The organism is Pseudenhygromyxa sp. WMMC2535 (assembly GCF_011083025.2).
Map to the genome: position 1 here is coordinate 1,815,378 of NZ_JABJWV010000001.1, position 22,562 is coordinate 1,837,939.

Annotated in this window: 13 protein-coding genes; 6 read left to right on the forward strand and 7 right to left on the reverse strand. The window is 70.6% G+C overall.

Going from position 1 to position 22,562, the window contains the following annotated elements; genetic code table 11:
- Positions 1–16: 16 nt before the first annotated feature.
- From G6O69_RS06820 to G6O69_RS06845, 6 genes are all read right to left on the reverse strand, one after another.
- The gene (locus tag G6O69_RS06820) at positions 17–811 is read right to left on the reverse strand and encodes an SDR family NAD(P)-dependent oxidoreductase (protein WP_217909788.1); all 795 of its coding nucleotides are present in this window, start codon (positions 809–811) and stop codon (positions 17–19) included.
- Positions 753–2,930: an aldehyde dehydrogenase family protein gene (locus G6O69_RS06825; protein ID WP_172302715.1), complete on the reverse strand. Its 2,178-nt coding sequence runs from the start codon at positions 2,928–2,930 to the stop codon at positions 753–755. The genes G6O69_RS06820 and G6O69_RS06825 overlap by 59 nt, the downstream gene beginning before the upstream one ends.
- Positions 2,923–8,625 (reverse strand): AAA family ATPase, encoded by a 5,703-nt coding sequence (locus G6O69_RS06830; protein ID WP_172302716.1) that lies wholly within the window; start codon positions 8,623–8,625, stop codon positions 2,923–2,925. Before G6O69_RS06830 ends, G6O69_RS06825 begins: the two co-directional genes overlap by 8 nt.
- A gap of 89 nt (positions 8,626–8,714) precedes the next feature.
- Entirely contained in the window at positions 8,715–9,845 is a 1,131-nt protein-coding gene (locus G6O69_RS06835) for an acyl-CoA dehydrogenase family protein (RefSeq protein ID WP_172308158.1), read from the reverse strand.
- 829 nt (positions 9,846–10,674) lie between these two features.
- On the reverse strand, positions 10,675–11,475 hold the full coding sequence (locus G6O69_RS06840) for a hypothetical protein (RefSeq protein ID WP_172302717.1): 801 nt from the start codon (positions 11,473–11,475) through the stop codon (positions 10,675–10,677).
- A gap of 20 nt (positions 11,476–11,495) precedes the next feature.
- A complete protein-coding gene (locus tag G6O69_RS06845; RefSeq protein ID WP_172302718.1) occupies positions 11,496–12,947 on the reverse strand; it encodes a hypothetical protein in 1,452 nt (483 codons plus the stop codon).
- Between the two features lie 83 nt (positions 12,948–13,030).
- Between G6O69_RS06845 and G6O69_RS06850 the strand changes: the two genes are divergently transcribed.
- From G6O69_RS06850 to G6O69_RS06875, 6 genes are all read left to right on the forward strand, one after another.
- Positions 13,031–13,768 (forward strand): MotA/TolQ/ExbB proton channel family protein, encoded by a 738-nt coding sequence (locus G6O69_RS06850; RefSeq protein WP_346017011.1) that lies wholly within the window; start codon positions 13,031–13,033, stop codon positions 13,766–13,768.
- 21 nt (positions 13,769–13,789) lie between these two features.
- Complete coding sequence (locus tag G6O69_RS06855) at positions 13,790–14,236, forward strand: biopolymer transporter ExbD (RefSeq protein WP_172302719.1); 447 nt, start codon at positions 13,790–13,792, stop codon at positions 14,234–14,236.
- Positions 14,237–14,421: 185 nt separating this feature from the next.
- The gene (locus G6O69_RS06860) at positions 14,422–15,297 is read left to right on the forward strand and encodes a hypothetical protein (RefSeq protein WP_172302720.1); all 876 of its coding nucleotides are present in this window, start codon (positions 14,422–14,424) and stop codon (positions 15,295–15,297) included.
- Positions 15,298–15,330: 33 nt separating this feature from the next.
- Positions 15,331–17,097 carry an SEFIR domain-containing protein gene (locus G6O69_RS06865; RefSeq protein WP_172302721.1) on the forward strand — a complete coding sequence of 589 codons (1,767 nt, stop codon included), beginning with the start codon at positions 15,331–15,333 and terminating at the stop codon, positions 17,095–17,097.
- Positions 17,094–19,889, forward strand: coding sequence for a hypothetical protein (locus G6O69_RS06870; protein ID WP_172302722.1), 2,796 nt, complete (start codon positions 17,094–17,096; stop codon positions 19,887–19,889). The genes G6O69_RS06865 and G6O69_RS06870 overlap by 4 nt, the downstream gene beginning before the upstream one ends.
- Positions 19,886–21,163 (forward strand): hypothetical protein, encoded by a 1,278-nt coding sequence (locus tag G6O69_RS06875; protein ID WP_172302723.1) that lies wholly within the window; start codon positions 19,886–19,888, stop codon positions 21,161–21,163. Before G6O69_RS06870 ends, G6O69_RS06875 begins: the two co-directional genes overlap by 4 nt.
- A gap of 51 nt (positions 21,164–21,214) precedes the next feature.
- On the opposite strand, the gene G6O69_RS06880 is transcribed toward G6O69_RS06875, so the two are convergent.
- Entirely contained in the window at positions 21,215–22,495 is a 1,281-nt protein-coding gene (locus G6O69_RS06880) for a hypothetical protein (protein WP_172302724.1), read from the reverse strand.
- Positions 22,496–22,562: the final 67 nt, after the last annotated feature.

A 22,562-nucleotide genomic window follows, 5' to 3' on the forward strand; every position in this document is an offset into this window, starting at 1 on the left:
AGGGCGCGCCCTGCCCTCACATGGCGACTCCGCCACTGACGTGAAAGACGTTCCCCGTGGAGTAGCTCGCTCCACGGATCACCCACGCGACGGTGGCAGCCACTTCTTCTGGGCTGGCCATTCGTCCGAGGGGGACGCGCGCGAGCAGGCCTGCCTTGGCCCGCTCATCGAGGTCCGCGACCATGTCCGTGTCGGTGATGCCCGGCGACACGGCGTTGACGCGGATCCCCTTGTTCGCTGACTCGAGGGCCAGGGCCTTGGTCAGACCGATCAGCCCGTGCTTGGCGGCCACGTAGCCCGCGGCGCCGACCTGGGCCACGGAGCCCGAGGCCGAGGCCACGAAGACCACGCAGCCCGAGCCCGCGGCCCGCATGGCCGGGAGCGCCGCGCGGCTCAGGTAGAAGGCCGCGCTGAGGTTGACCGCGAGGGCCTCGTCCCACTGTTGATCGCTCATCTTGTGGGCCATGGCCGTGTGCTGGAGCCCGGCGTTGTGGACCAGGATGTCCACGCTGCCGAGGCTCTCGGTGACGCTCGCGACGAGCGCGGCCGCCTGGCGAGGATCCCCGACGTCGGCCGCGAAGGCCTGCGCCCGCCCGCCGGCGGCCTGGATGTCCCCGCAGACCTGCGTGGCCGCGGCCGCGCTGCTGCGATAGTTGACGGCGACCACGGCCCCCGCCGCGGCGAGCTCGCTACAGATCGCCGCCCCGATCCCTCGGGACCCGCCCGAGACCAGCGCGACGCGCCCAGATAGATCATCCATCGTCTCGTCCTCCTCCTCGTGGGCCCCGGCCGAGCGCGTCGATCCGGGCACGCACGATGCCCTCGAAGCCCTCGAGCTCGGGGAGCCAGGTGTCGGGGCCTGCGAGGCCCGCGAGCAGGCGCTTGCCCGCCGCGACCCCTGCCCGGGGCAGCGCGCGGACCTGCGTCGACCAGCGCGCGGCCGCCTCGTCGAGCGCCCCCTCGCCGACGAGGTGCGCGAGCAGGCCGGCCGCGTGGGCCGTGGCCGCGTCGAAGCGCTCCCCGGTCAGCAGCCAGTGGGCCGCGCGCGGCTTGCCGACGGCGCGGACCAGCCGACCAAAGGCCCCCGCGGTGGTCGTCAGCCCGTGCTGGACCTCCGGGAGACCGAAGCGGGCGTCCTCGCTGGCGATGATCGTGTCGCAGTGCAGGGCGAACTCGAAGCCCCCGCCCACGCAAAAGCCGTGGACCAGGGCCAGGATCGGTACGGGCAGGCGCTCGAGCTGGCGCAGGCTCCAGGTGACCTCCTGCATGAAGCGTCGGGCCCCGCGGGCGTCGAGCTGGCCGAGCATGCGCAGGTCGGCGCCGCTACAAAAAGATGACCCCGCCCCGCGCAGGATCACCCCGCGCAGCTCGTCGGCCTCGGCCGCGGCGATCACCCGATCCAGGGCCTCGCCGAGCTGCTCGGCGAGGTCGGCGTCGATGGCGTTGTGGCGATCGGGGCGGTTCAAGGTGATCGTCGCCACGCGATCCACGAAGTCGAGGCCGACCTTGTCGGGCGGGCCGAGCAGGGCCGCGCGGACGACCGCCGCCGGCGCGACCACGCCCTGGAGGTGCGAGGTCTTCTGCCAAAACAGGTGGCTCTCGCCGTGGGGGCCGCCGCTGCGCTTGGGTCCTCCCCAGGGCGACAAGAAGCGCGGGTGCTGGGCGTGGTGGCCGTTGACCACGAGCAGGCCGACGTCACCCAGACCACGCACGAAGCTAGCCGCGACCTCGTCGCTGGCCGTCCAGATCGACGCGCGCAGACCAAAGGGCACGCCGTCGACGAGCTCGAGCATCGCCGCGAGGATCTCCGAGTCGGTCGGCTGGGCCTCGCCCTCGGGCTCGCCAAAGCGGACCACGGGGAGCACCGGAACGTTGATCTCTTCGCAAAAGAGCGGGCTTCGGAGCAGGCCGGCGCTGTGATCGACGAGCGCCACGCTGGGCGCGCCGTAGATCCCCTCGGCCCGCGCCTCGCCGCGGGCGTCCATGCGGTAGCCGCCCACGACCAGCTCGCCGCGCGCCCGGGCCTCCTCGACGAGGAGCTCGTAGCGCGCCGGGCGAGCCATGGGCACCAGCGGCCCGCCTTCGGGGTCGGCCTCGACGGTGCGCAGGGCCGCGGCGCGCTCGCGCAGGCCGTGGACGAAGTCCGCCTCGATGCCCGGGTGGACCAAGAAGTGCTTGGGGATCGGGCAGGGCTGCGTGGAGAAGTCGTAGCCACCCATGGCGCTGTCGAGCGCGCCCTCGAGGTCGCCGTCGGACCACACGATCATGCAGTCGCTGCCCTCGAGCTCGAGCACGACCTTCTTGCCGACGGCGTGGCCGCGCTCGGCGACGTCGCGCCCGGCCTCGGCGTTGCCGAAGAACACGATCGTGTCGACCTCCGCGCAGCCATAGAGGGCCTCGAGCAGCGGCCGTGTCCGACCGGTCACGACCTCGACGAGGGCCGGGTCGTGGCCGGCGTCCGCGAGCGCGGCCCCGATGCACTCCGAGGCGATCAGCCGCACGCCCCCGTCCCGGGCCGGGGCGCGCATGAGCACGCCGTTTCCGGCGAGCAGGATCGAGAACAGCGGCGCCGTGTTGATCGTGGGCGAGTTGCCCGGGGTGATCAGCGCGACCACGCCGTCGGGGCGGCGGACCAGGGTCTCGCCCGGGGCCGGGGTGGTCCGCATCAGCTCGCGGGCCGTGTGCTCGAGCAGATCCGCCGCGCCCTGGCGCAGGATCCAGCCGCCGTAGAAGCGCGCGAGGGCCGTCGACAGCCCGTCGGCGCGCAGGCAGTCGAGCAGGTCTTGCTCGCGCGCCCGCAGCCGCGCGCCCGCGTCCCGCAAGATCCCCAGGCGCTCGCGCAGGGGCGCCACCCGCCAGCGCCTGGCCGCCGCCGCGACCCGGCGGGCGAGGACGTCGGGGGTCGTTGGCGATGTCGTGGCTTCACTCATGGCTGTCTCCCGCTTGCTGAAGCTCGAGGGGGGTCTCGAGGGGCAGCTCGAGGTGGAAGGTCGCGCCCACGCCGGGGCGGTTCTCGAGGCGCAGCTCGCCGCCGTGATCGCTGATGATCCCGTGGCTGACCGAGAGCCCCAAGCCGGTGCCCTGATCCCGGCCCTTGGTCGTGAAGAAGGGGTCGAAGATCCGCCCGACGACCTCGGAGGGCACGCCCCCGCCGTGATCGCTGACGCTGATCCGCGCCCACGAGCGCCCGCCGAGCTCGACGCGACCGGCGACGATCTCGATGCGCTTGTCCGGGTGATAGCCCGGCCAGCGCGCGCACAAGGCATCGCGCGCGTTGGTGACCAGGTTCATCAACACCTGGCGGATCTGCTGCTCGCGGCAAGGCACGTTCAAGGCGCGCTCGGGCATCTGGACCTCGAGCTGGATCTGATCTTTGCCGATCACCGTGCGCACCAACAAGAGGGTCGCGCGGATCAGCTCGCGCACGTCCGTCGACGCGGCCGCAGCCGCCTCACCCTCGGCCCGCGAGAAGGACAGTAAGCTGCGGACGATGGCCGCGACGCGCTGGGACTCGTGGCCGATCTCGTCGGCGAACTCCCGCGCGGTGTCGTTGACGTCCTTCATGGTAGCGATCAGCTCGGCGTAGTTCATGATGCCCTGGACCGGGTTGTTGATCTCGTGGGCGACCCCACTGGCCAGGGTACCGATCGACTCCAGGCGCTGCTGCTGACGGATCTGCGCCTCGAGCTGCTCCTTGGCACGCCGGGCCTCCCGGCGCTCGGTGATGTCCGTACCCACGGCGATGATCCGGTCTACGCGCCCGTCGACGGCGATCGGGGCCAGGCGCAGAGCGTACCAGCGCAGCTCCCCGCCGCGTAGGCGCGCGCGCAGCTCGAGCTCGGTCTGACCGAGCTCCCGCATCGCCCGGCCGAGCTGCTCGTGGAGGGCGTCGGCGTCCTCGCGGTGGACGAGGTCCTCGAGCACGCGCCCCCCCTCAGCGTCCTCGCCGCGCGCGCCTGCGGAGTCTTGGTTGACGAATTCGACGCGCCCGCTGGGGTCGACGAGCATCACGACGTCGGGCAGGCCCTCGACCAGGGAGCGCCAGCGGACCTCGCTGCCGCGCAGGGCCTCGAAGAGCTGGGCGTTCTCGAGGGCGCTGGCGGCCTGGGCCATGAGCAGCTCCAGGATCTCGAGGCGCTCGCTGGTGAAGCTCCCGGGGCTGAGGTTGTTCTCGAGGTAGAGCAAGCCGATCAGCCGCTCGTGTTTGATGATCGGCAGGCACAGCGCCGAGCGCACCCGCCGGGCGGCGATGTAAATGTCGGCGACGAAGCGCGGGTCGACGCCGGCGTCGTCGAGCACGGCGGGCTCGCGGGTCCGCTCGACCCAGCGCGCCAGCGAGGCCGGGACCTCGGCGGTGGCCTCGGCGAGCGGGCGCGGGCGCTCGAGCACGCCGCCGAGGGAGCTGTCGGCGGTGCACAGCGCGGTCAGCTGGAGCCCGGCCTCGCCGAGCAAGAGCAGCGCGCCGCGCTCGGCTCCGGCGTTCTCGATCGCGATCGCCATGACCCGGCCGACGACCTCGTCGAGCTGGATGTCCCCGGCGATCGCCTGCGAAGCCTTGAGGATGCTGGCGAGATCGAGGGCCCGGTCCCCCGCCGGGAGCGCGCTGCGGGCCTCGCCCGACCAGGTCGTGGGCGCGACCTTGGCGTAGTCGTCGACGAGCCCCGGCCACTCGCGGTCGATGGCCACGACCTTGGACAGGGCCCCCCAGGCGGCGTAGCGCTCGCGGGCGTCGCGGAGCGAGCCGTCGGCGAGCTCGTCGAGGCCGAGGCCGCGCAGGTAGCTCGCGCAGCGCTCGAAGGCCAGGGCCTCGAGCCAGGGCAGGCCGGAGCTCGCGGCCTCGCGGTGGGTCCTGGCGTAGGCCGCGAGGGCCTCGACCGCCCGGCCCTCGGCCGCGCTCAGCTCGGCCTCGAGCAGCGCCGCGCGCGGGTTGCAGTTCTCCGGCCCGAGCTCGGCCGCGGTCTCGAGCAGCTCCTGGGACAAGCGAGTGGTCCACAGCAAGACCTCGCGCATCTCGGGATCCTCGAACTCGCCGGTCCCGGCCCAGCCCGCCGCGCTCAGCCCGAGCAGCAGGACCTCGTCGCACATCTGCCAGGCCCCGAAGACCACGCGCTGGAAGTCCTCCATGACCTCGAGCTCGGCGTAGGCCTCGGCCCAGCGCCCGTACAGGCAGCGCTGGAAGGCCCGCAGCATGCGGATCACGTAGATCGAGGGCCTGTGGGCCAAGCTCAGCTCGAACGGCCCGAGCTCGCCGGGCGCCCCCTCGCTGCTCCCGACCTGGCGCGCGAACTCGAGGTAGGCCTCGGCCCGGACCTCGAGCGGCCCGGCCTGCCACTGACGCAGGCGCCGCGCGGCGGCGTCGGCCATGCGCGCGATGGTCTGCAGGGGCAGGCCCGCCGACAGGCCCATGGACACGGCCATGTCCGTGGCGTAGCCGGCGACCTCGAGGTCTCCTGTCGCCAGCGCGTGCTCGACGGACTCGCGCAGCGGGCCGAGGCCCTCGGCGTAGGGCCGGACCCACGAGGCCACGACCCAGTAGGGCGGCTCGATGTGCTGGCGGTGCGAGCCCGGGCCGCGGTGCTGGGCGAGCTCGCGGGCGAGCTCGGCGATCTCGAGGGCGAGCTGGCGCTGACCCACGGCCGTGCCGACGATCATCGCCGCGTAGGCCAGGGCCACCGGCGCCGAGCGGAAGCGGCCGTGCTCGACCATGATCTGCAGGTGCTCGGTGACGAAGGCCACGTGGGTCTCCGGGTCGATCAGGTGCGAGACGGGGATCAGCGCCGTGAGCACCTCGAGGGCGGCCTCGAGCCGGGCGTTGTGGATCGGCTTGCGCTCGCCGATCTCGCGCAGGGTCGGCGAGCGCAGCAGCGGGACCAGGCGGTTGATCGGGAAGTCGTCGGGCGTGCTCCAGTCCTCGATCGGCTCGACCCCGAGGCGCGCGAGGCCGTCGAGGCCGCAGCGCAGCGCCCCGCTGCGGTCGCTGTCGGCGATGCGGATCTCCGCCCGGCTGGCGACCGCGCGGCCGACCCGGGCGAAGTCGAGGGGCGCCTGGAGCAGGCGCTCGAAGTAGAACTCGGCGCCGACCCGATCCCCCGCCAGGCCCAGGGCCTGGCAGCGCCCGAGCTCGAGGGCGAAGCGCAGCTCGTGGTCGATGGCCACCGGCGGCGTCGTGGCCCCCTCGCCGCGGGTGTCGACGGCGTCGAGGCCCGCGACCAGCTTGATCCCCGCCTCGAAGTAGCGGATCGCCACCTGCGGCGCGGCGCCGATCAGCGCGTTGTGTCCGGCCAGCGCGTTGAACTCGGCGAGCATCGAGCGCTGCTCCTCGCCCATCTCGGCCAGCGAGGCCAGGGCCCGCGCGCGCGCCTGCGAGGGCGCCTCGTCGTCGAGGGGGATCAACCCCGCGCCGATGTCGAGGTGATCGACGACGTCGAAGAAGGACTCGTCCATCTCCCCGAAGCCGCTGCGCTCGAGGCAGCTCTCGCCGACCAGGGAGTGCAGCTGCGCCCGGCGCTCGGGGCCGTTCATGTGATAGGCCATGTCGCGCAGGCGGTCGTGGGTGAAGCCGTAGCGACCGCCGCGCAGGGAGCTGAGCAGGCCCACGCGCAGCAGCGAGGCCAAGGTGACCTCGAGGCGCTCGCTGGCCACGAGGTCGTCGAGCACCGAGATGTCGAAGCGCGTGCCGATGACCGCGGCCGCGGCCAGCAGCGCGCGATCTTCGGGGCCGAGCAGCTCGAGCTTGGCGGCCATCATGCCCAGCAGATCCTCGGGGATCCCCGCCGCGTCGATGGCCTCCGCGTCCCACTCCCAGCCGCGGGCGCGCGGGCGCAGCAGCCCGTGGTCGAACAGGTAGGTGAGGTATTGACCGATCAGCAGCGGGTTGCCGCTGGTGTTGCGCGCGACGATCTGCGCCAGCGGGCGCACGCGATCCACCGGCCAGGCCAGGGTGTCGGCGACCAGCGCCGCGACCTCCTCCTCGCGCAGCGGCCCGAGCTCCATGTCGAAGACCTCGGCGAGGCCGAGCGCGCGCTTGTCCGCTCCCCTCTCTCCACTCCCCTTCTCTCCAGCCCCTCCCGCCTTGCCCTCGCGCGCGAGCGTGTCGAGCAGGCGCTCGGCCGGCGAGCCCTCGACGATCTCGTCGTCGCGCAGCGTGACCACGACCAGCAGCGCCACCTGGGGCTCGACCAAGATCGCCTCGATCAGCTCACAGCTGGCCGCGTCGGCCCACTGGAGGTCGTCGAGGGCGAGGGCCAGCGGGTGCTCGATGCGGGCGAACTCGGCGAGCAGCCCCGCGCAGGCCACCGCCAGGCGGTTGCGCGACTCGAGCGGCCCGACGCCCGGGGCCGGCGGCAGGTCCCCGAGGATCGGGCGCAAGGTCGGGACCAGCTCCCACAGCACCGCCGCGCTCGAGCCCAGGCGCTCGCGCAGCCGCACGCCCCAGGCCTCGAGGCGCTCGTCGCTGAGCGTGAGCAGCTGATCCGCGATCTGGGCGAAGGCCGCGAACACCCCGGCGTAGGGCTTGCCGCCCTGGTCACGCTCGAAGCGCCCGCGCGCGAAGTAGCCGCGCCGCCCCATGACCGGCTCGGCGAGCTGATCCACGAGCGCAGACTTCCCGACCCCCGTCGGCCCGCGGACGAGCACGCAGCGCGCCTTGCCCTTGCAGGCCTCGCGGTAGAGCCGACCGAGCAGCTCGAGCTCGCGGCTGCGACCGTAGAGCCGGTGCGGCAGCTGCAGGACCGAGGGCTGATCCTCGCTCGCCAGCGTGAAGCCCTCGAGCGGCCCCCCCGAGTCGAGCGCCGCCGCGACCCGCTCGAGGTCGGCGAGCAGGCCCTGCGCCGACTGGTAGCGGCGCTCCGGGGCCTTCTCGAGCAGCTTGGTGGTGATCGCCGAGAGCACCGTGGGCAGCTCCGGGCGGTGGCGCAGCGCCGGCTGGGGCCGCCGCGCCAGGTGAGCGTGGATCTGCTCCAGGGGCGTGCTCGCGTCGAAGGGCCGGCGCCCGGTCAGCAGCTCGTAGAACACCAGGCCGAGGGCGTAGAGGTCGCTGCGCAGATCCACCGCGTGGTGCGTGCGCCCGGTCTGCTCCGGCGAGACATAGGGCAGGCAGCCCTCGATCACCCAGGGATCGTGGACCTCCCGGCGCTCGCCCTCGAGCAGCACCGAGATCCCCGGCGCCGCCAGGGTCAGCGCCATGCTCTGTGGCGCCACGAACACGTTGCTGGGCTTGATGTCGCGGTGGATGCAGCGGCAGCGATGCAGCTCGACCAGCACCTTGGCGAGCTGGCGCGCGATCGTCATGAAGTCGGCCACGCTCACCGCACGCCCGCCTGCGAATTCGGCGAGCGAGACCCCCTCGCACCAGCCTTGAACCACCGCGATCCGCCCGCCGATCTGCTCGCAGCTCAGCACGTCGATCAGGCCCTCGATCTCGAGCTCGCGGATCGCCCGAAATTCGTGGGCGATCCGCAGATCCACCTCGGCCTCGTCGACCTCGTAGAGCTTGACGAGCACACGCCGCTCGTCGCGCTCGCGCAGCGCCGCGAAGCTCTGCGTGTGCGCGGAGTCTCGCAGCGCACGCAGCACTCGATAGCCGTCGACCATCGGCGCGCCGGCGCGACTACGAGCGGACCTCACGTGAATAGATTAGCCCCCTGGCTCGCCAGCGACACCCGCCCCCTGGCCTGCCTCCCGCGCCCGATTGTCCACGCGCCCCTCGGCGCCGGTCACAACCCGAGATCGCGGGCGATCAGGTCACGCTGAATCTCGGACGTCCCAGAAAAGATCGTAGTCGGAACAGCGTCCCGCAACATGCGCTCGATCCCAAGCTCCTTGATGTAGCCCGCGCCGCCAAAGATCTGAATCGCCGCGAGGGCATTTTGAACCGCCCCCTCGCTAATGGCGAGTTTGGCCAGGGCGACCTCCGCCGTCGCCTGCTCCCCACGATCCCGGGCCCAACACGCGCGATAGAGCAGCAGCCGCGCCGACTCGAGCCGGAACATCATATCCGCCACGGCGTGCGATACGGCCTGAAATTTACCAATTGGCCGGCGAAATTGCCGGCGCTCCCGAGCGTGCTCGACGACCCGAGCGAGGACGCGCTGCATCCCCCCGACCCACGCCGCGAGCAGCCCCGTGCGCTCGTAGTGCATCGACTCGGCGAAGATCGTCGACCCCGAGCCCTCCTCCCCCACGCGGTTGCTGGCGGGAATGCGACACCCATCGAGGTAGAGCGAAGCAATCGGCGAGCTCTCGAGGCCCATGGTCTCGAACGCCTCCCCCACTCGAAGCCCCGGCCGATCTCGCTCGACCACGAAGCCCGTCACCCCCATATATCCATGCGCGGGATCGATTGTCGCATAAACCATGAAGACATCCGCGAATGGGCCATTGGTCACATAACTCTTGACCCCATCGAGGACATATTCGTCCCCTTCGCGTCGCGCGCGCGTCCGCAACGCCCCAACATCCGACCCCGCCTCCGCCTCCGTGATCGCGTTCGCTCCGACCCACTCACCGGAGCAGAGCTTGGGCACCACGCGCTCCGCCAGCGCCGGTGAAGCGTGGGCCGCGATCGGCACGGCGCACGCAAACAAATGGGCCGCCGCCGAGAACAACAGCCCCAAATCGGCACAACCTTGCCCGAGCCCTTCCACCGCACGCGCCGCGTCCAAGCTCGCCAACCCCATCCCACCGAGCTCTTCGGCGATGCACAGCCCGAGCGCGCCAAACTCCCCCAGCCGCGCGAACGCGCGCCGAAAGCTCTGCTCATCCAAGACCGACTCCGGCAGCTCACGAGCGAAAGCCAGCGCCCCCTCGAAGAGCTGCTCTTGTTCCTCAGACCAACCGAACTCCATGGCCACACGACCATGCCACGAAGCCCCGCCACGAGCACGACGATCTCCCCTCCCTCAAAAAACGAGCAGCGACCGGCACCCCACCACCCCACGCTCAAACCAGCGCCCCAAACGCGCCTCCAACCAATCACCCACCAAGCCTCGACCTCCCACCTCCCCCTCGAGGATTCACCCCTCACCCAACAGCACCGGGGACCCGAGCTCTCCAACCAACACCCAGACCTCCAACCAACACTCAATAGCCCCCTGGGGGACCTCACTCTCCAACCAGCACCCAGACCTCCAACAAACCAACACCCAACAGCCCCCGGGGACCCGAACTCTCCAACCAACACCCAGACCTCCAACCGACCAGCACTCAGCAGCCCCCGGGACCCTCACTCTCCAACCAGCACCCAGACCTCCAACCAACCAGCACTCAGCAGCCCCGGGGACCCTCACTCTCCAACCAGCACCCAGACCTCCAACCGACCAGCGCCACTCTCCACCGACCCGGAGCGGAGCCTCTCTCCGCCAAAGACGCGCACAAAAGGGACAGCAGGGGACCCTCTGAGCGAGTTTTGCGTACGTACCGCAACTTCGACGCGACGACCTTCGAAAACCCCGATATCCGCCCCACCAAACAACGCCTGAGTCAGCAACTGTCCGAGCGCAGAGGGTCCCCTGCTGTCCCGTGCGCGTGCCCGCCGTAGAGACACACTCAGCCAAAGACCAAGACACTCCCAACCTCGACGAAGACCTCCACCAACCTCGACGAAGACCTCCACCAACCTCGACGAAGCCCCTCACCAACCTCGACGAAGCCCCTCACCGACCTCGACGAAGCCCCTCAGGCCTTACTACGCACGACCCCTTCAGCCACCCGATAAGCCAACCAGAACAACTGCCCCGGCCGCCTCTCCCCGAGCTCCGCCGCCGCGAACCCCTGCTCCCGAGCCAGCTGCCCGAGCCCCTGATCGAACTGCCGAACCCGAGCCCGGCGCACCATCGTCGCCATCCCCAGCGGCCGCCACATATCTCCCACGGGGAACATATAGGCCAAGACCACGTCCCCACGGCCGACCTTGGAGAAGAGGTTGTGATCGAGCCCGGTCATCGGCTGGCCGCGCAGCAGGTCGCGCCCGACGATCTGCTTGTTGGCCTCGTTCTTCCCCTCGACGGCGAACACCACCAGGCGCGTTCGCTCGAGGGCATCGAGCACCCGGCCCTGCTCACGGTCGAGCTTGAGCCCGTACTCCCGGAACATGTCGATGATCCGCCGGCCGGCGTTGTCGCGGTAGCCGTAGACGAAGAACAGCGCGAAGGCCTGCTGGACCTCGGGCAGCTTGGTCTCGGCCTCGCTGCGCGCGCCTCCCAAGAAGCCCCGGGCCACGCTCGGCATCAGCCCGCCGAAGCGGCGCTGGGCGAAGCTGGCGATCATCCGGTCGACCTGGGCGAAGGCCTCGCGGTCGAGCTGACGCACGCTCTTGACCGCTCGCTTGCGCACCGGCGCGGGGGCGGCCGCCTGGGCCTCGGCCTGCGCCTGCGCTTGGGCCTCGGCCTCGGCCTTGTGGCCGCGCTTGAGGCGACGGCCGGCTCGGGGCGGGCGCTTGGTGCCGGTCTTGCTGGACTCGCTGGGCTCGCTGGACATGAAAGAAGCGCTCTTTTGGCTCAGTTGGGCACGCACAGCCCCTGCTCACAGCGCAGGTTCGACGCGCCCTCCAGACAGTCGTCGTCCACACTGCACTCGACGCAGCCCGCGGGCGGATAGCCCTCGTCGTCGACGACGCGCTGGAGGTAGAGGTTTTGGGCGTTGTCGTTGCCCTGCGGGGCGAGGGGGACGACGCCGACGTAGTCGAGCTCGTCGGGGCCGAGCACGCCGTGGTAGGTCGAGTCGAAGCAGACCTCGCCGCCGAGCAGGCCCTGGGCCTCGAGGGTGTAGCCGCCCCAGATCAGCGCGGAGGAGCTCAGCGGGGCGACCAGGCAGGGCAGCTCGATCCAGCCGTCGTCGACGTCGGCGCCGCCGACGGCGTCGAAGCCGAGGCTGGCCGCGTCGAGGACCTGCTCGCTCTCGTCGCGCACCCGCAGGCGCATGGCGTCGAGGGCCTCGCCGTCGAGCAGCTGACAGGTCGTGGCGCTGCTCTCCGTGGCGCCGGGGTAGGGGATCTCGCTGAGGATCACCCGGAAGTCGTCCTCGATCGGCTCGAGGAAGCGATCGCTGGAGAAGTCGAAGCGCTCGACGACGTAGCCGGCCTGCTCGTCGTCGGCCTCGAAGTCGATCGAGAGCGACTCGCTGAGCTCGGCGCTGTCTTGCTGCGCGCCGCCGAGGAGCACGACCGAGAGGGTGTGCGCGCCCGGGTCGAGGCGCTCCGCGAACAGCGGCAGGCGAAACGGCCAGCTGCTCAGCTCGAGGTCGCTGGCGGTGAACTGCTCGACGGTCTCCCCGTCGATGTCGATGCGCACGGTGTTCGCGCGGACGTTCCTGGGCAGGACCACCGGGCTGTCGAGCATGGTCAGCGAGAGCTGGAAGCTGACCGTGCCGATGTCGCCGTCCTCGGGCCCCGTGGGGTCGGACTGGCACGAGCGGTCCTTGCTGTCGACGCGGCCGTCGCCGTCGTTGTCCACGCCGTCGTCACACTCGGGGGGAGCGAGGAGCACGAATTCAACGCTCGGCTGCAGGCCCACGGAGACCAAGGTCGGCCCAGCGCTGGCCCGGCCGACGCAAGCGCCAGCCTCTTCGTCTTCTTCGTCGCAGGTCCACTCCAGGCCGCTGCGGCGCAGGGCGGTGAGCTCGAAGGTGTACTCACCCGGCTCGAGGACCGGCCCCTCGACGCTGTCCCCGTCCGCGAAGGGGCTCGGGAAGCAGGCGAAGCGCGAGACCTTCTCCACGCTGCCGTCGGCGGCGATGGCCGAGATCTCGATGGTCCCCAGGCCGACCTCCGCGCACTGCGTCACGCTCTGCAGCGGCGGGACCGAGTCCGGATCCGCGAGCGCGGCCTCGTCGGTGGCGACCCGCCACGAGAAGCGCACGCTGGCCTCCTCTGCGCACGCCGCCGCCCCGGCCAGGCAGGTCAGGCAAGCGAGCGCGGGCAGGCGCCGAAGCGGACGGTGGGCCTGGGTCACCAGGCGTGTCTAGCAGGTTGCGGAAGAACACGCCACGCAGCCCCTTGCCCCGGCGCCGGCCCCCCGTGTAGCCTGCGCGGGCCGTGATCTTCGCGCAATTGCAGCCACTCCTGGAGGCCCCCGGGCTGAGCGCTACGACCCTCCTGGCCGAGGTCAAGCTCGTCGAGCTCCTCACGGCCTCCAAGGGCATCGTGCTCGCGGTCGTCATCGTCCTGCTGGCGCTGATCCTCCTGTGCGTGTTCGTGATCATCTACAAGTTGATCCAGATCAGCCAGGCCCAGTCCCAGTCGGTGACCTTCCTCGACCGCTTCTGGGAGTCCAAGCGCCTCGACGACATCTACCGCGTGGCCGAGGGCCTCAAGTACAGCCCGCTCGCGGCCATGTTCCGCGCTGGCTACGTCGAGCTGTCCAAGGTCAAAAAGCGCGGCGACTCGACCGAGTCGATGCACGACCGCATGGACGACACGGCCAACATCGAGCGCGCCCTCCAGCGCGCCAAGGTCAGCGAGCTCACCAAGCTCGAGACCCTGCTCCCCTTCCTGGCCACGACCGGCGCCGCCGCCCCCTTCATCGGCCTGTTCGGCACGGTCTGGGGCATCATGGACGCCTTCTTGGCCATCGCCGCCAAGGGCGAGGCCGAGCTCGCGGAGATCTCCCAGCCGATCGCCGAGGCCCTCGTGACCACGGCCCTGGCGCTGCTCTCCGCCGTCCCCGCCGTCGTCGCCTTCAACTACTTCAACCGGCGCCTCAAGGTCCTCTCGGCCGAGATGTCGACCTTCGGCAACGACTACCTCAACATCGTTCGCCGCCACTTCTTCTAGGCGCGAGGGGAGTCGGCACCCATGGGCGGGATCGTCACTCACGACGGATCGGCCTCCGGCGACGAGCCGGTGGCCGCGATCAACGTCACCTCGCTCATCGACATCATGTTCTGTCTGCTCATCGGCTTCATGGTCGCGACGCCGCTGATGCACCAAGAGCAGGTCAAGATCGAGGTCCCCCACGCCGCCGGCATGGAGATCACCGAGGAGGAATTCGAGTACTCCGTGATCTCCATCGACGCCAAGGGCAGCGTGTTCATGGGCACGCTCCCCCTCGACAGCGACAAGGCCGCGTGGACCGAGCAGCTCGCGGCCAACCAAAAGATCAAGGACGACGGCATGGCCTTCATCCAGGGCGACCGCAACGTCGAGTTCGAGCGCGTCCTCGACGTGATGATCGCCCTGCAGGAGGCCGGCGTCTCCGAGGTCGGCTTCGTCACGGATCCGCGCCTCGACGATGAAGAGTAGGGAGGGAGCGGTCGGCGCACACGCCGGCTGTGCCTTCGCTCCCACTCGCGAGTGGGCGATCTCTTTTGCTGTCTGAACACCCGGATAGACACCGCGTGTCGGCCATCGGCGAAAGCGCGCGCCCGAGTCAGCCGTTTCCACCCTCGCCCCTGCTACTCTGAGCACTGGCTCCCGGGAAGGTCATCGTGAACCAAGCCAACCAGCCCCTCCGACCCCTCGATCCTCCCCTCAAGGTCAAGACACCGCCGGCCATCCTCGCGCCCTTCGTGTCCGTCGGCCGCGAGGTCCGCGGCATGCTCGCGGTGCCGATCGCCTTCTTTGGCGGGCTCTTCGGCGCGATCGTGCTCTGCGGCGCGCTCGTCGGCTTGATGATCTGGATGGAGAACAGCGCCGCCGCCGAGGACAGCGGCGAGGACGAAGAGGAGTTCATGCTCGACTTCGAACCCGGCGCGCTGACCAAGCTCGGGGTCGAGCCCAAGGACATCCCCGAAAAGCCGATCAACGAGGAGACCCGGACCCCGGACGAGGCCACCCAGGAGGCCTACACCGAGGAGGAGACCCCGCCGGAGGAGGAGAAGGAGAAGAAGGAAGAAAAGGAGGTCAAAAAGGACGACAAGCCCAAGAATCAAAACAAGGACGCCAAGATCTCCGACAAGAACCGGACCGACAACAACCCCTATGACAAGGACCTGCCCAACAACCTCGACCCGACCGGCGACCCCTTTGGCGACCCCAACGGCTGGTCGGATCTGAAGAAAGACGGCGATCCCTGGGCGACCTCCGTGATGGCCGCCCTCAACTCGATGAAGGTCCCCGCCTGGGCAGCCAAGCTCCCGGCCGGGAAGCCCTACAAGTTTCAGCTCAAGATCTGCAAGGACGGCACCATCGACAAGGTCTACAACAAGGCCAGCTCCGGCAACTCGGACCTCGACTCGGCGATCAAGGGCGAGCTCGAGCGCCTGAAGATCCCCAAGCCGTCCTCCGATATCGCCAAGAAGATGAAGTCCAACTGCGTGGTCTTGCGCTACCAGTTCGCCTGGACCCAGGGCAAGGTCAAGTAGCGCGCTTTGCAGCGCCCGCGTTAGGATCTTCGGGTGAGCGCCCCCGAGACGACGCGGGTCTTCATCAGCTACAGCCACGACTCGCCCGCGCACGCCAAGCGCGTGCTCGAGCTGGCCCAGCGCCTGCGCGACGAGGGCGTCGACGCGATCATCGATCAGTTCGACGACGCCCCGGTCCAGGGCTGGCCGCGCTGGATGCTCCAGCAAATGCGCGCGGCCGAGCTGATCGTGGTCGTCGCCAGCGCGGGCTACCGCGCCAAGTGTGAGGGCGAGGTCCCGCGCAGCAAGGGCCGCGGGGTCAAGTGGGAGTCGCACCTGAGCCTCCAGGAGCTCTACGACGACGGCGGCGACAACCATCGCTATGTCCCGGTCTACTTCGCCGACGACGCCAGCGAGGCCGACGTGCCCCGGCCGCTGGCCGCGTCGACGATCTACCCGCTGCCCTCGGGCTACGACGACCTCTACCGCAGGCTGACCGGGCAAAAGAAGGTGGTGCCCGTGCCCCTGGGCAAGCGCCGCGAGATGCCGCTGCTCAGCGGGCCGGGGGCCGCGGCCGACGAGCACCCGCCGAGCCCCGCCGCACACGCCAGCGAAGACGCCCCGACTTCGGCCGAGCCAACGCCCACGCCAGAGCCGACGCCCGCGGCCGAGCCCGCCACCGCGCCCACGCCCGCCACCGACCCCGCGCCCGCCACCGACCCCACGCCCGCCACCGCGCCCACCGTCGCGCCCGCCACCGCGCCCACCCTTAGCGTCGACGCAGGCGCCCTCACCAAGACCTCGCGCTGGAAGACCCCCGCCGCCCTCGGCCTCGGGGCGCTCGTCGCCGGCACGGCGATCGCCGCGGTCTACATGCTCACGCGCCCCGAGCCCGTGTTCCTCAGCGAGGCCAGCTCGGGCTTCGAAGCCTGCCTGGCCATGAGCCTGGTCGACAGCCGCGAGGCCGGCTCGAGCTTGGGGCTCGACTCCGAGTCCTCCCTCGACGTCTCGATCCAGGACAAGAACAGGCTCGAGACCGTCGACAACGACGACCTGCGCGCGCGCGTGATCTCGGCCTGCCGCGCGGCCTACATCAGCGGCAGCAAGACCACGGTCACCGTCGAGGACCAGGACCAGCGCCCCGTCGACGGCGCGACCGTGAAGCTCGGCGGCGAAGGTGGTGCGCGCTGCGAGACCGACAGCGACGGCACCTGCGAGCTCGCGATCGACTTCGGCGGCGGCACCCGGAGCTTGCGCGCCGACTACGACGGCCGCGTGGCCAAGCGCGAGGTCGACCTCGACACGCTGCGCGGCGGCGTGACCTTGACCCTGGCCGCGGCGACGACCTGCGAGATCCGCTTCACCCAGGACGGCCAGCGCTTCACCAACCTCGGCGAGGTCCAGGTCGTCGTCGGGACCTCGCGGCCCACGGTCTCCCTCGCCGAGGGCGTCGCTAGCTTCGAGTGCGCCGAGCTGATCGGCGAGGCGGCCAAGGTCAACGCGTCGACGCCCAGCTTGGTCGAGCGCAGCTGGGAGATCGACACCCTGAGCCTCGATCAGAGCCTGAGCTGGGTCGAACCCGACGAAGAGTCGGGCAGCACCGACGAGGCGGCGGGCAAGACCGCCTCACCCTCGAAGGGTCCGAGCCGATGTTCGAGTCGGATCGCCGATGATCTCCGCGGTGCGCTCGTGCAGCGTGACGTAGACTGCCGAGGCAAGTTGACGATCCAGGTCGACGCCGGCGGCAAGGTCCGTGGAGGACCCCTCGCCGGGCTCGAGGTCGACGGACGCAGCTGCGAGGTGACGGTGAGCTGCCCATGACCCGAGCGTTCTCATATCTGCTGGCGATCCTGACCACGCTGCTGTGGCCCAGCGCCCAGGCCCGCGCGGGCGCGCCCCGAGCCCTCGGCCAGGCCAGCCAAGCCACGGCTCCGGCCAGCGACGCGCAGGAGGGCGAGGCCGAGGCCGCGGACGCGGACGCGAAGCTCTCGCCCGCCGCGGCCCAGCGCTGCGCCCCCCTCCAGGCCACGGATCTGCTCGACGCCAGCGAGCGCGCCTCGCTCGCGGCCCTGCTGTGCCCCGCGGCCGACAGCGCGCCGCCCAGCGACGAGGCCCTCGCGGCGATCTTTGGCGAGCTGGTCACGAGCAACGACTGGCCCGCGCTGATCGCCCTCGAGGTCGCCCGCGCGGCCAAGCTCGAGCCCGGCGAGGGTGACCTCGTCGCCGCCCGCCGGGCCCTCGCGGCCCTCGCCAAAAACCCCAAGTGCGACGCCCTCGGCGACCTCGTCGACGAGCAGCTCGCCCGCGTCCACGACGACCGCACCGTCAGCTCCCCGCGCTGGACCCTCGACCACCTCCCGCGTGCCTGCACCGAGGCGGTCGGCGCCCGGGAGCTCGCGTCCCTCGAGCGCGTGGTCATCGTCGCCTACTACGGCGACGCGGCGGATCGCTTCGAGGCCGTGATCGCCGAGCCCCAGCCCGCTCACCTGGCCGCCGTCGAGATCCCCGCGCGCGAGGCCGGCGCGGGCAAGGCCCAGCTGCTCGTGCTCCCCCCGGACGAGGCCGCGGTGCTCGTCGTCGACCAGCACGACCTCGCCCTGCCCTGGCGCCGCCACCTCGCCCCGGGCCACCGCAGCGACTTTGGCCTGCGCCCGCTCTCGGGCCCCGACACCCTCGAGGTCAGCTTCGACGCCGCCGACGACGGCGGCTCGTGGTTCGTGGTCATCGACGGCTCGCCGCTCCCGGCCACGACCACCCGCAAGCCCGGCCGCGACGACGTCCTCGTCGGCCGCCTCGAGGTCTCCAAGGTCCCCCAGGGCGACTACGAGCTCCACTTCGTCCACGCCGCGACGCAGACCGGGATCACCCGGGACCGCGGGCTGGTCTCGGTCACGACCAAGGGCACGCCCAAAGAGCGCACCTTCGTGACCGCCGACCTCACGGGGCTCGAGAACAACGACTACGGCCTCACCCGCCTGGTCATCGACGACCACTGTGAAGAGCGCGGGCTGGTCCCCGCGCAGATCCGCCGCCTGATCGAGCGCTACTTTCGCCAGCGCAACATCCCGCTCAAGCAGCTCGACGTGATCGTCGACATGCTCGCGAGCTTCGCGGTCATCGAGTCGAGCCTCGAAGGCGGCGTGGCCGTGGGCGCCGACCGGCTCGAGGGCAGCACGGAGCGCCAGCTCTCGACCCTCGCCGGCGAGCTCCAGCGCCAGGGCGTCAGCAAGCTGATGACCCTCTCGGTCAGCTGCACCCAGGGCAGCGAGAACATGGTCGTCGTCGGCCAGGTCATCGACCTCGTGCGCTTCTTCGCCCGCGAGCGCGACCCGCTCTCGGGGGTCGACGTCTCGGAGATCCTCGACGCGGCCACGGCCACGGTCGAGAGCCGCCAGGGCCGGCGCCAGGGCTTCGAGGAGGTCCTCGGCCGCCTGCTCGGTCAGCCCACCGTGCACCTCGATCCCCTGCCCGCGGAGATTCGCTTTCAAGACCAGCTCCCGCTCTCGCTGCGCGTCAACCGCGGGCAAAAGCCGCGCGCGAGCTTCGAGTACGGCATCGCCCGGGTCGACCACGGCAACATCTGCGACTGGGCCCACGACCTCGCCGAGCTCTCGACCTTCGATGAAGATCCGCTGCGCGAGTTCATCATCGAAGACCCCGGGATCGTGCTGCGCCGAGACGCGCGCGTGCTCGTCGAGCCCGGGAGCACCCTGGACACGGGCGACGCCGAGCTCGAGGCCGACCACACGCTGCTGGGCCTGAGCGCCAACTTCGACGCGCCGCTCAGCGGGCCGGGGCGCTACCTGGTCTGGGTCCGCCAGACCAGCGGCAAGCAGAGCAGCCAGGCGATCACCGCGACCTGCATCGAGGTCGACGCCCACGAGGTGACGATCTACGGCCAGTTCGGCGGGCTGACCACCTCGCGCCCCGGCGCCTTGCGGGTCGAGCGGCTGTACTACTTCCGCTTCGACGTCGGCATGCTCTACCCCCTCGGCAAGCGCGGCTACGGCCGCTTCGGCGGGCAGATCGGCTACAGCCACACCAACTACGACAGCAGCGCGCTGCCCTCGTGGAACGACGTCGACCCGGACTCGATCGGCTCGGTCGACGGCGACGGCAAGCTCAACTTGCACTGGAACCGCCACGGCTTCACCTTCGCGGTGGTCACCGGCTTCGACGTCCCGCTCGGACCCTGCGGCTACGACTTCCCCCGCCCCGGCGACAACCCCAGGAAGCAGCGCCGGGTCGAGAACTACGGCCAACGCTGCGCCCGCACCTTCCACCGCCGGTGGAGCTTCTCCGGGCGCCTGCTGCTCGGCGGCAACTTCGGCTTCCACGACCTCTCGCAGATCCCGAGCAACTTCGGCGACCTCGCCACCAGCCAGAGCGGCTCGACCCTGGTCAGCGACTTCGACCTCGAGGTCGGCGTCCAGGCCTCCGTCATGGCCCGCCTGTCCGAGCGCGCCGGGGTCTACCTCTATCACAACATCAGCGTCACAGACCTCGACGCGCTGCTCAACAGTGACGTCGAACCCGACGGCGCCGTGACCAATGACTTCGTCGCCCTCAACGTGATCGGGGTGGGCTTCGCATGGATGAGGAGGCCCCGATGACCACGCTCAAGCGCCACGCCCTGCTGCTCGCCCTCGGCCTCGGCCTGCCCCTGAGTTTTGTCCAGACCTCGGCTTGCACCAACCAAAACGAGGACGCGTGCAAGAACATCTGCGAGATCGCCGAGACCTGCGGCATGCTGCCCTCGCCCCTGGGAACCACGGACAACGTGGGCATCCACAGCTACAGCGCCCAGCAAAACTGCGAGTCGCGCTGCGCTGCGTCCGACGCCGAGACCATCGCGCAGGTCGAGAACTGCATCGGCCAGACCGACAGGTTCACGGGTGATGAGGCCGAGCCAGAATACAAGTGGTGGTGTGACGCTGGCGGATGCACCGCCGCCGCCGCCTGCCTGGAGAGCGTCTTTGGCGATGCTCGCATCACCGGCACGGGCCGCGCCAAGATCGAGCTCCGCGGCACCAGCAACATCAACTACAAGCTCGACAGCACGCTCTCGACCTGCGGCGACTCGGAAGACACGAGCGTCGTCCTCGACGACACCACCAAGCTCGACACCTCCTTTTGCGAGGAGCAGGACATCGAGAGCATCGAGATCATCCTCGAGACCACCGACTCGTCGACGGTCATCGCCTCGGGGGGCTGCTCGGAGCTGGTCTACCAGATCCACAACACCTCCCTGCTCCCGGTCGGCCGCTACCAGCTCGCCCTGCACATCTATCAGAGCAGCGATCCAAACAGCAGCTCGAGCGACACCAGCGGCAGCTGTAGCGTCTTTTACGGCGAGTCCGTGACGATCCGCGCCGGCACGGGGCTGTGCGATTCCAACGACGACTGCGCCGGCGTGATCCCCCTGCCCGAAGGCGGCGTCTACTGCAGCACCCCCCGGATCTGCGGCGGCCCAAGCACCGCGGAGACCAACGCGAGCGGCCAGCTCGTGGCCTGCGGCTACACCTGCGAGGACTCGGCCACCGCCTGCTCCAACGTCGACGACAACGGCGGCATCGACGACGACTGCGACGGCCTGAGCAACTGCAACGACCCCTCTTGCTCCCTGAAGTGCACCGAGACCGGGGCGCGCTGCAACGACGACATCGACAACGACAACGACGGGCTCACGGACTGCGACGACCCAGACTGCGAGGACGCGACGGCCTGCAGCGGGGATGCCACGACCGACACCGACACCGGCTCCGACTCGAGCGACACCGGCTCCGAGTCCGACACCAGCTCCGACTCGAGCGACACCAGCTCCGACTCGAGCGACACCAGCTCCGACTCGGACACCACCGACACCGACACCGGCACGACCGGCTGAGCGCCCTCGCGCGCCGCCCCGGGGCCTACAGCCGGGGCGGCCAGGCGCGCGCTACTTCTTCTTGACCTTCTTCGTGCGCCTGCCGCCGATCAGCTTGGGCGCGGCGAAGTCGAGGCGCAGGCTCCAGCCCAGGCTGTAGTGCAGGCCCTTCTCCACGGTGACCTCGGAGACGTTGGCCGACCACAGGTAGTGGTAGCCGAGGAAGGCGTAAGGCCCGGTGAACAGCGGGCCGACCAGCTTGATGTGCAGGTCGGCCATGGCCCGGCCCTCCACGCCCAAGGTCGCGATGTTCACGGACTCGGGGTTGTCCTCGTCGTAGTAGAGGGCCGAGAGCGAGTCGCCCAAGAACACGTTGTTGAGGCCGCCACCCACGCCGACGTCGAGGCGCAGGCGCTCGCCAAAGCCAAACTCGTGGTCGTAGCCGAGCATCAGGCTCCACATGCCGCCCGGGCGGAAGAACTTGTGGAAGTCGAGCCAGACGTTGATGCCCACGACCTCGGCGTCGAGGATGAAGCCGTACTGAAAGCCGCCGAACTTGGTCGTGCCGAGGTCCCCCGCTCCGGTCGCGGTGACCTCTCCGTTGTCGATCGAGCTCTGGATCGACTTGTCGCGGTCGAAGATGCCGTTTTTATCGCTGGTCCCGTGGGTGTAGCCGATCCGCGGGGCGATCCCCACGCGAAACAGGCGAAAGCCGCCGAGCTTGCGGTAGGTCTTCTCCTCGTACTCGGGCTCCTCGTCCTCGGGCGCCTCGTCTTCGACGGGCTCGGCCGCCTCGCTGGCCGCGCTCGTCGAGCCCGTCGGCGCCGTCTGAGCGCTCGAGTACGCCGACGCCGACGTCGACGTCGACACGGGCTGGGCGCTCGCGGGCGTGACGGGCTGGGCGCTCGCGGGCGTGACGGGCTGCACGCTCGCGCCGGTGCTGGCGGTCTGCGTGGGCACCTGCGGCGTGGGCTGGGTGGGCGTCTGGATCGTCGTCGGCGCGCTCGCAGCTGCAGCTCCAGCCGCAGCCGCCCCGCCCGTCCCCGCTGGCGAGACTGGGATCGCCTCCTCCTCGCCCGCGGAGACCTCCGCCGCCGAGGGGTCTTCGCTGACCGCGTCCTGGCCAACCGGCTCCTCGCCTGCCGCGTCCTCGCCAGCGACATCTTCACTGGCGACGTCCTCACCGGCCGCGTCTTCGCCTGGCGCGTCCTCGGCCCCCCTGTCCTTGCTCTGCTCGGCCGCGGCCCCAGACCCGGACCCAGACCCATCATCGGCCGCGGGCACGTCACCAATATCGGGCGGCAGAGCCGGGGGCGAGAGCACGAGCAGGGTGAGGAGCGCCGAGGCCACCATGGCTATCCAATGCCACGAGCCAGCCCGAATCGCAAAGCGCCGGACGCGAGCGCTGTCGGGCATACAC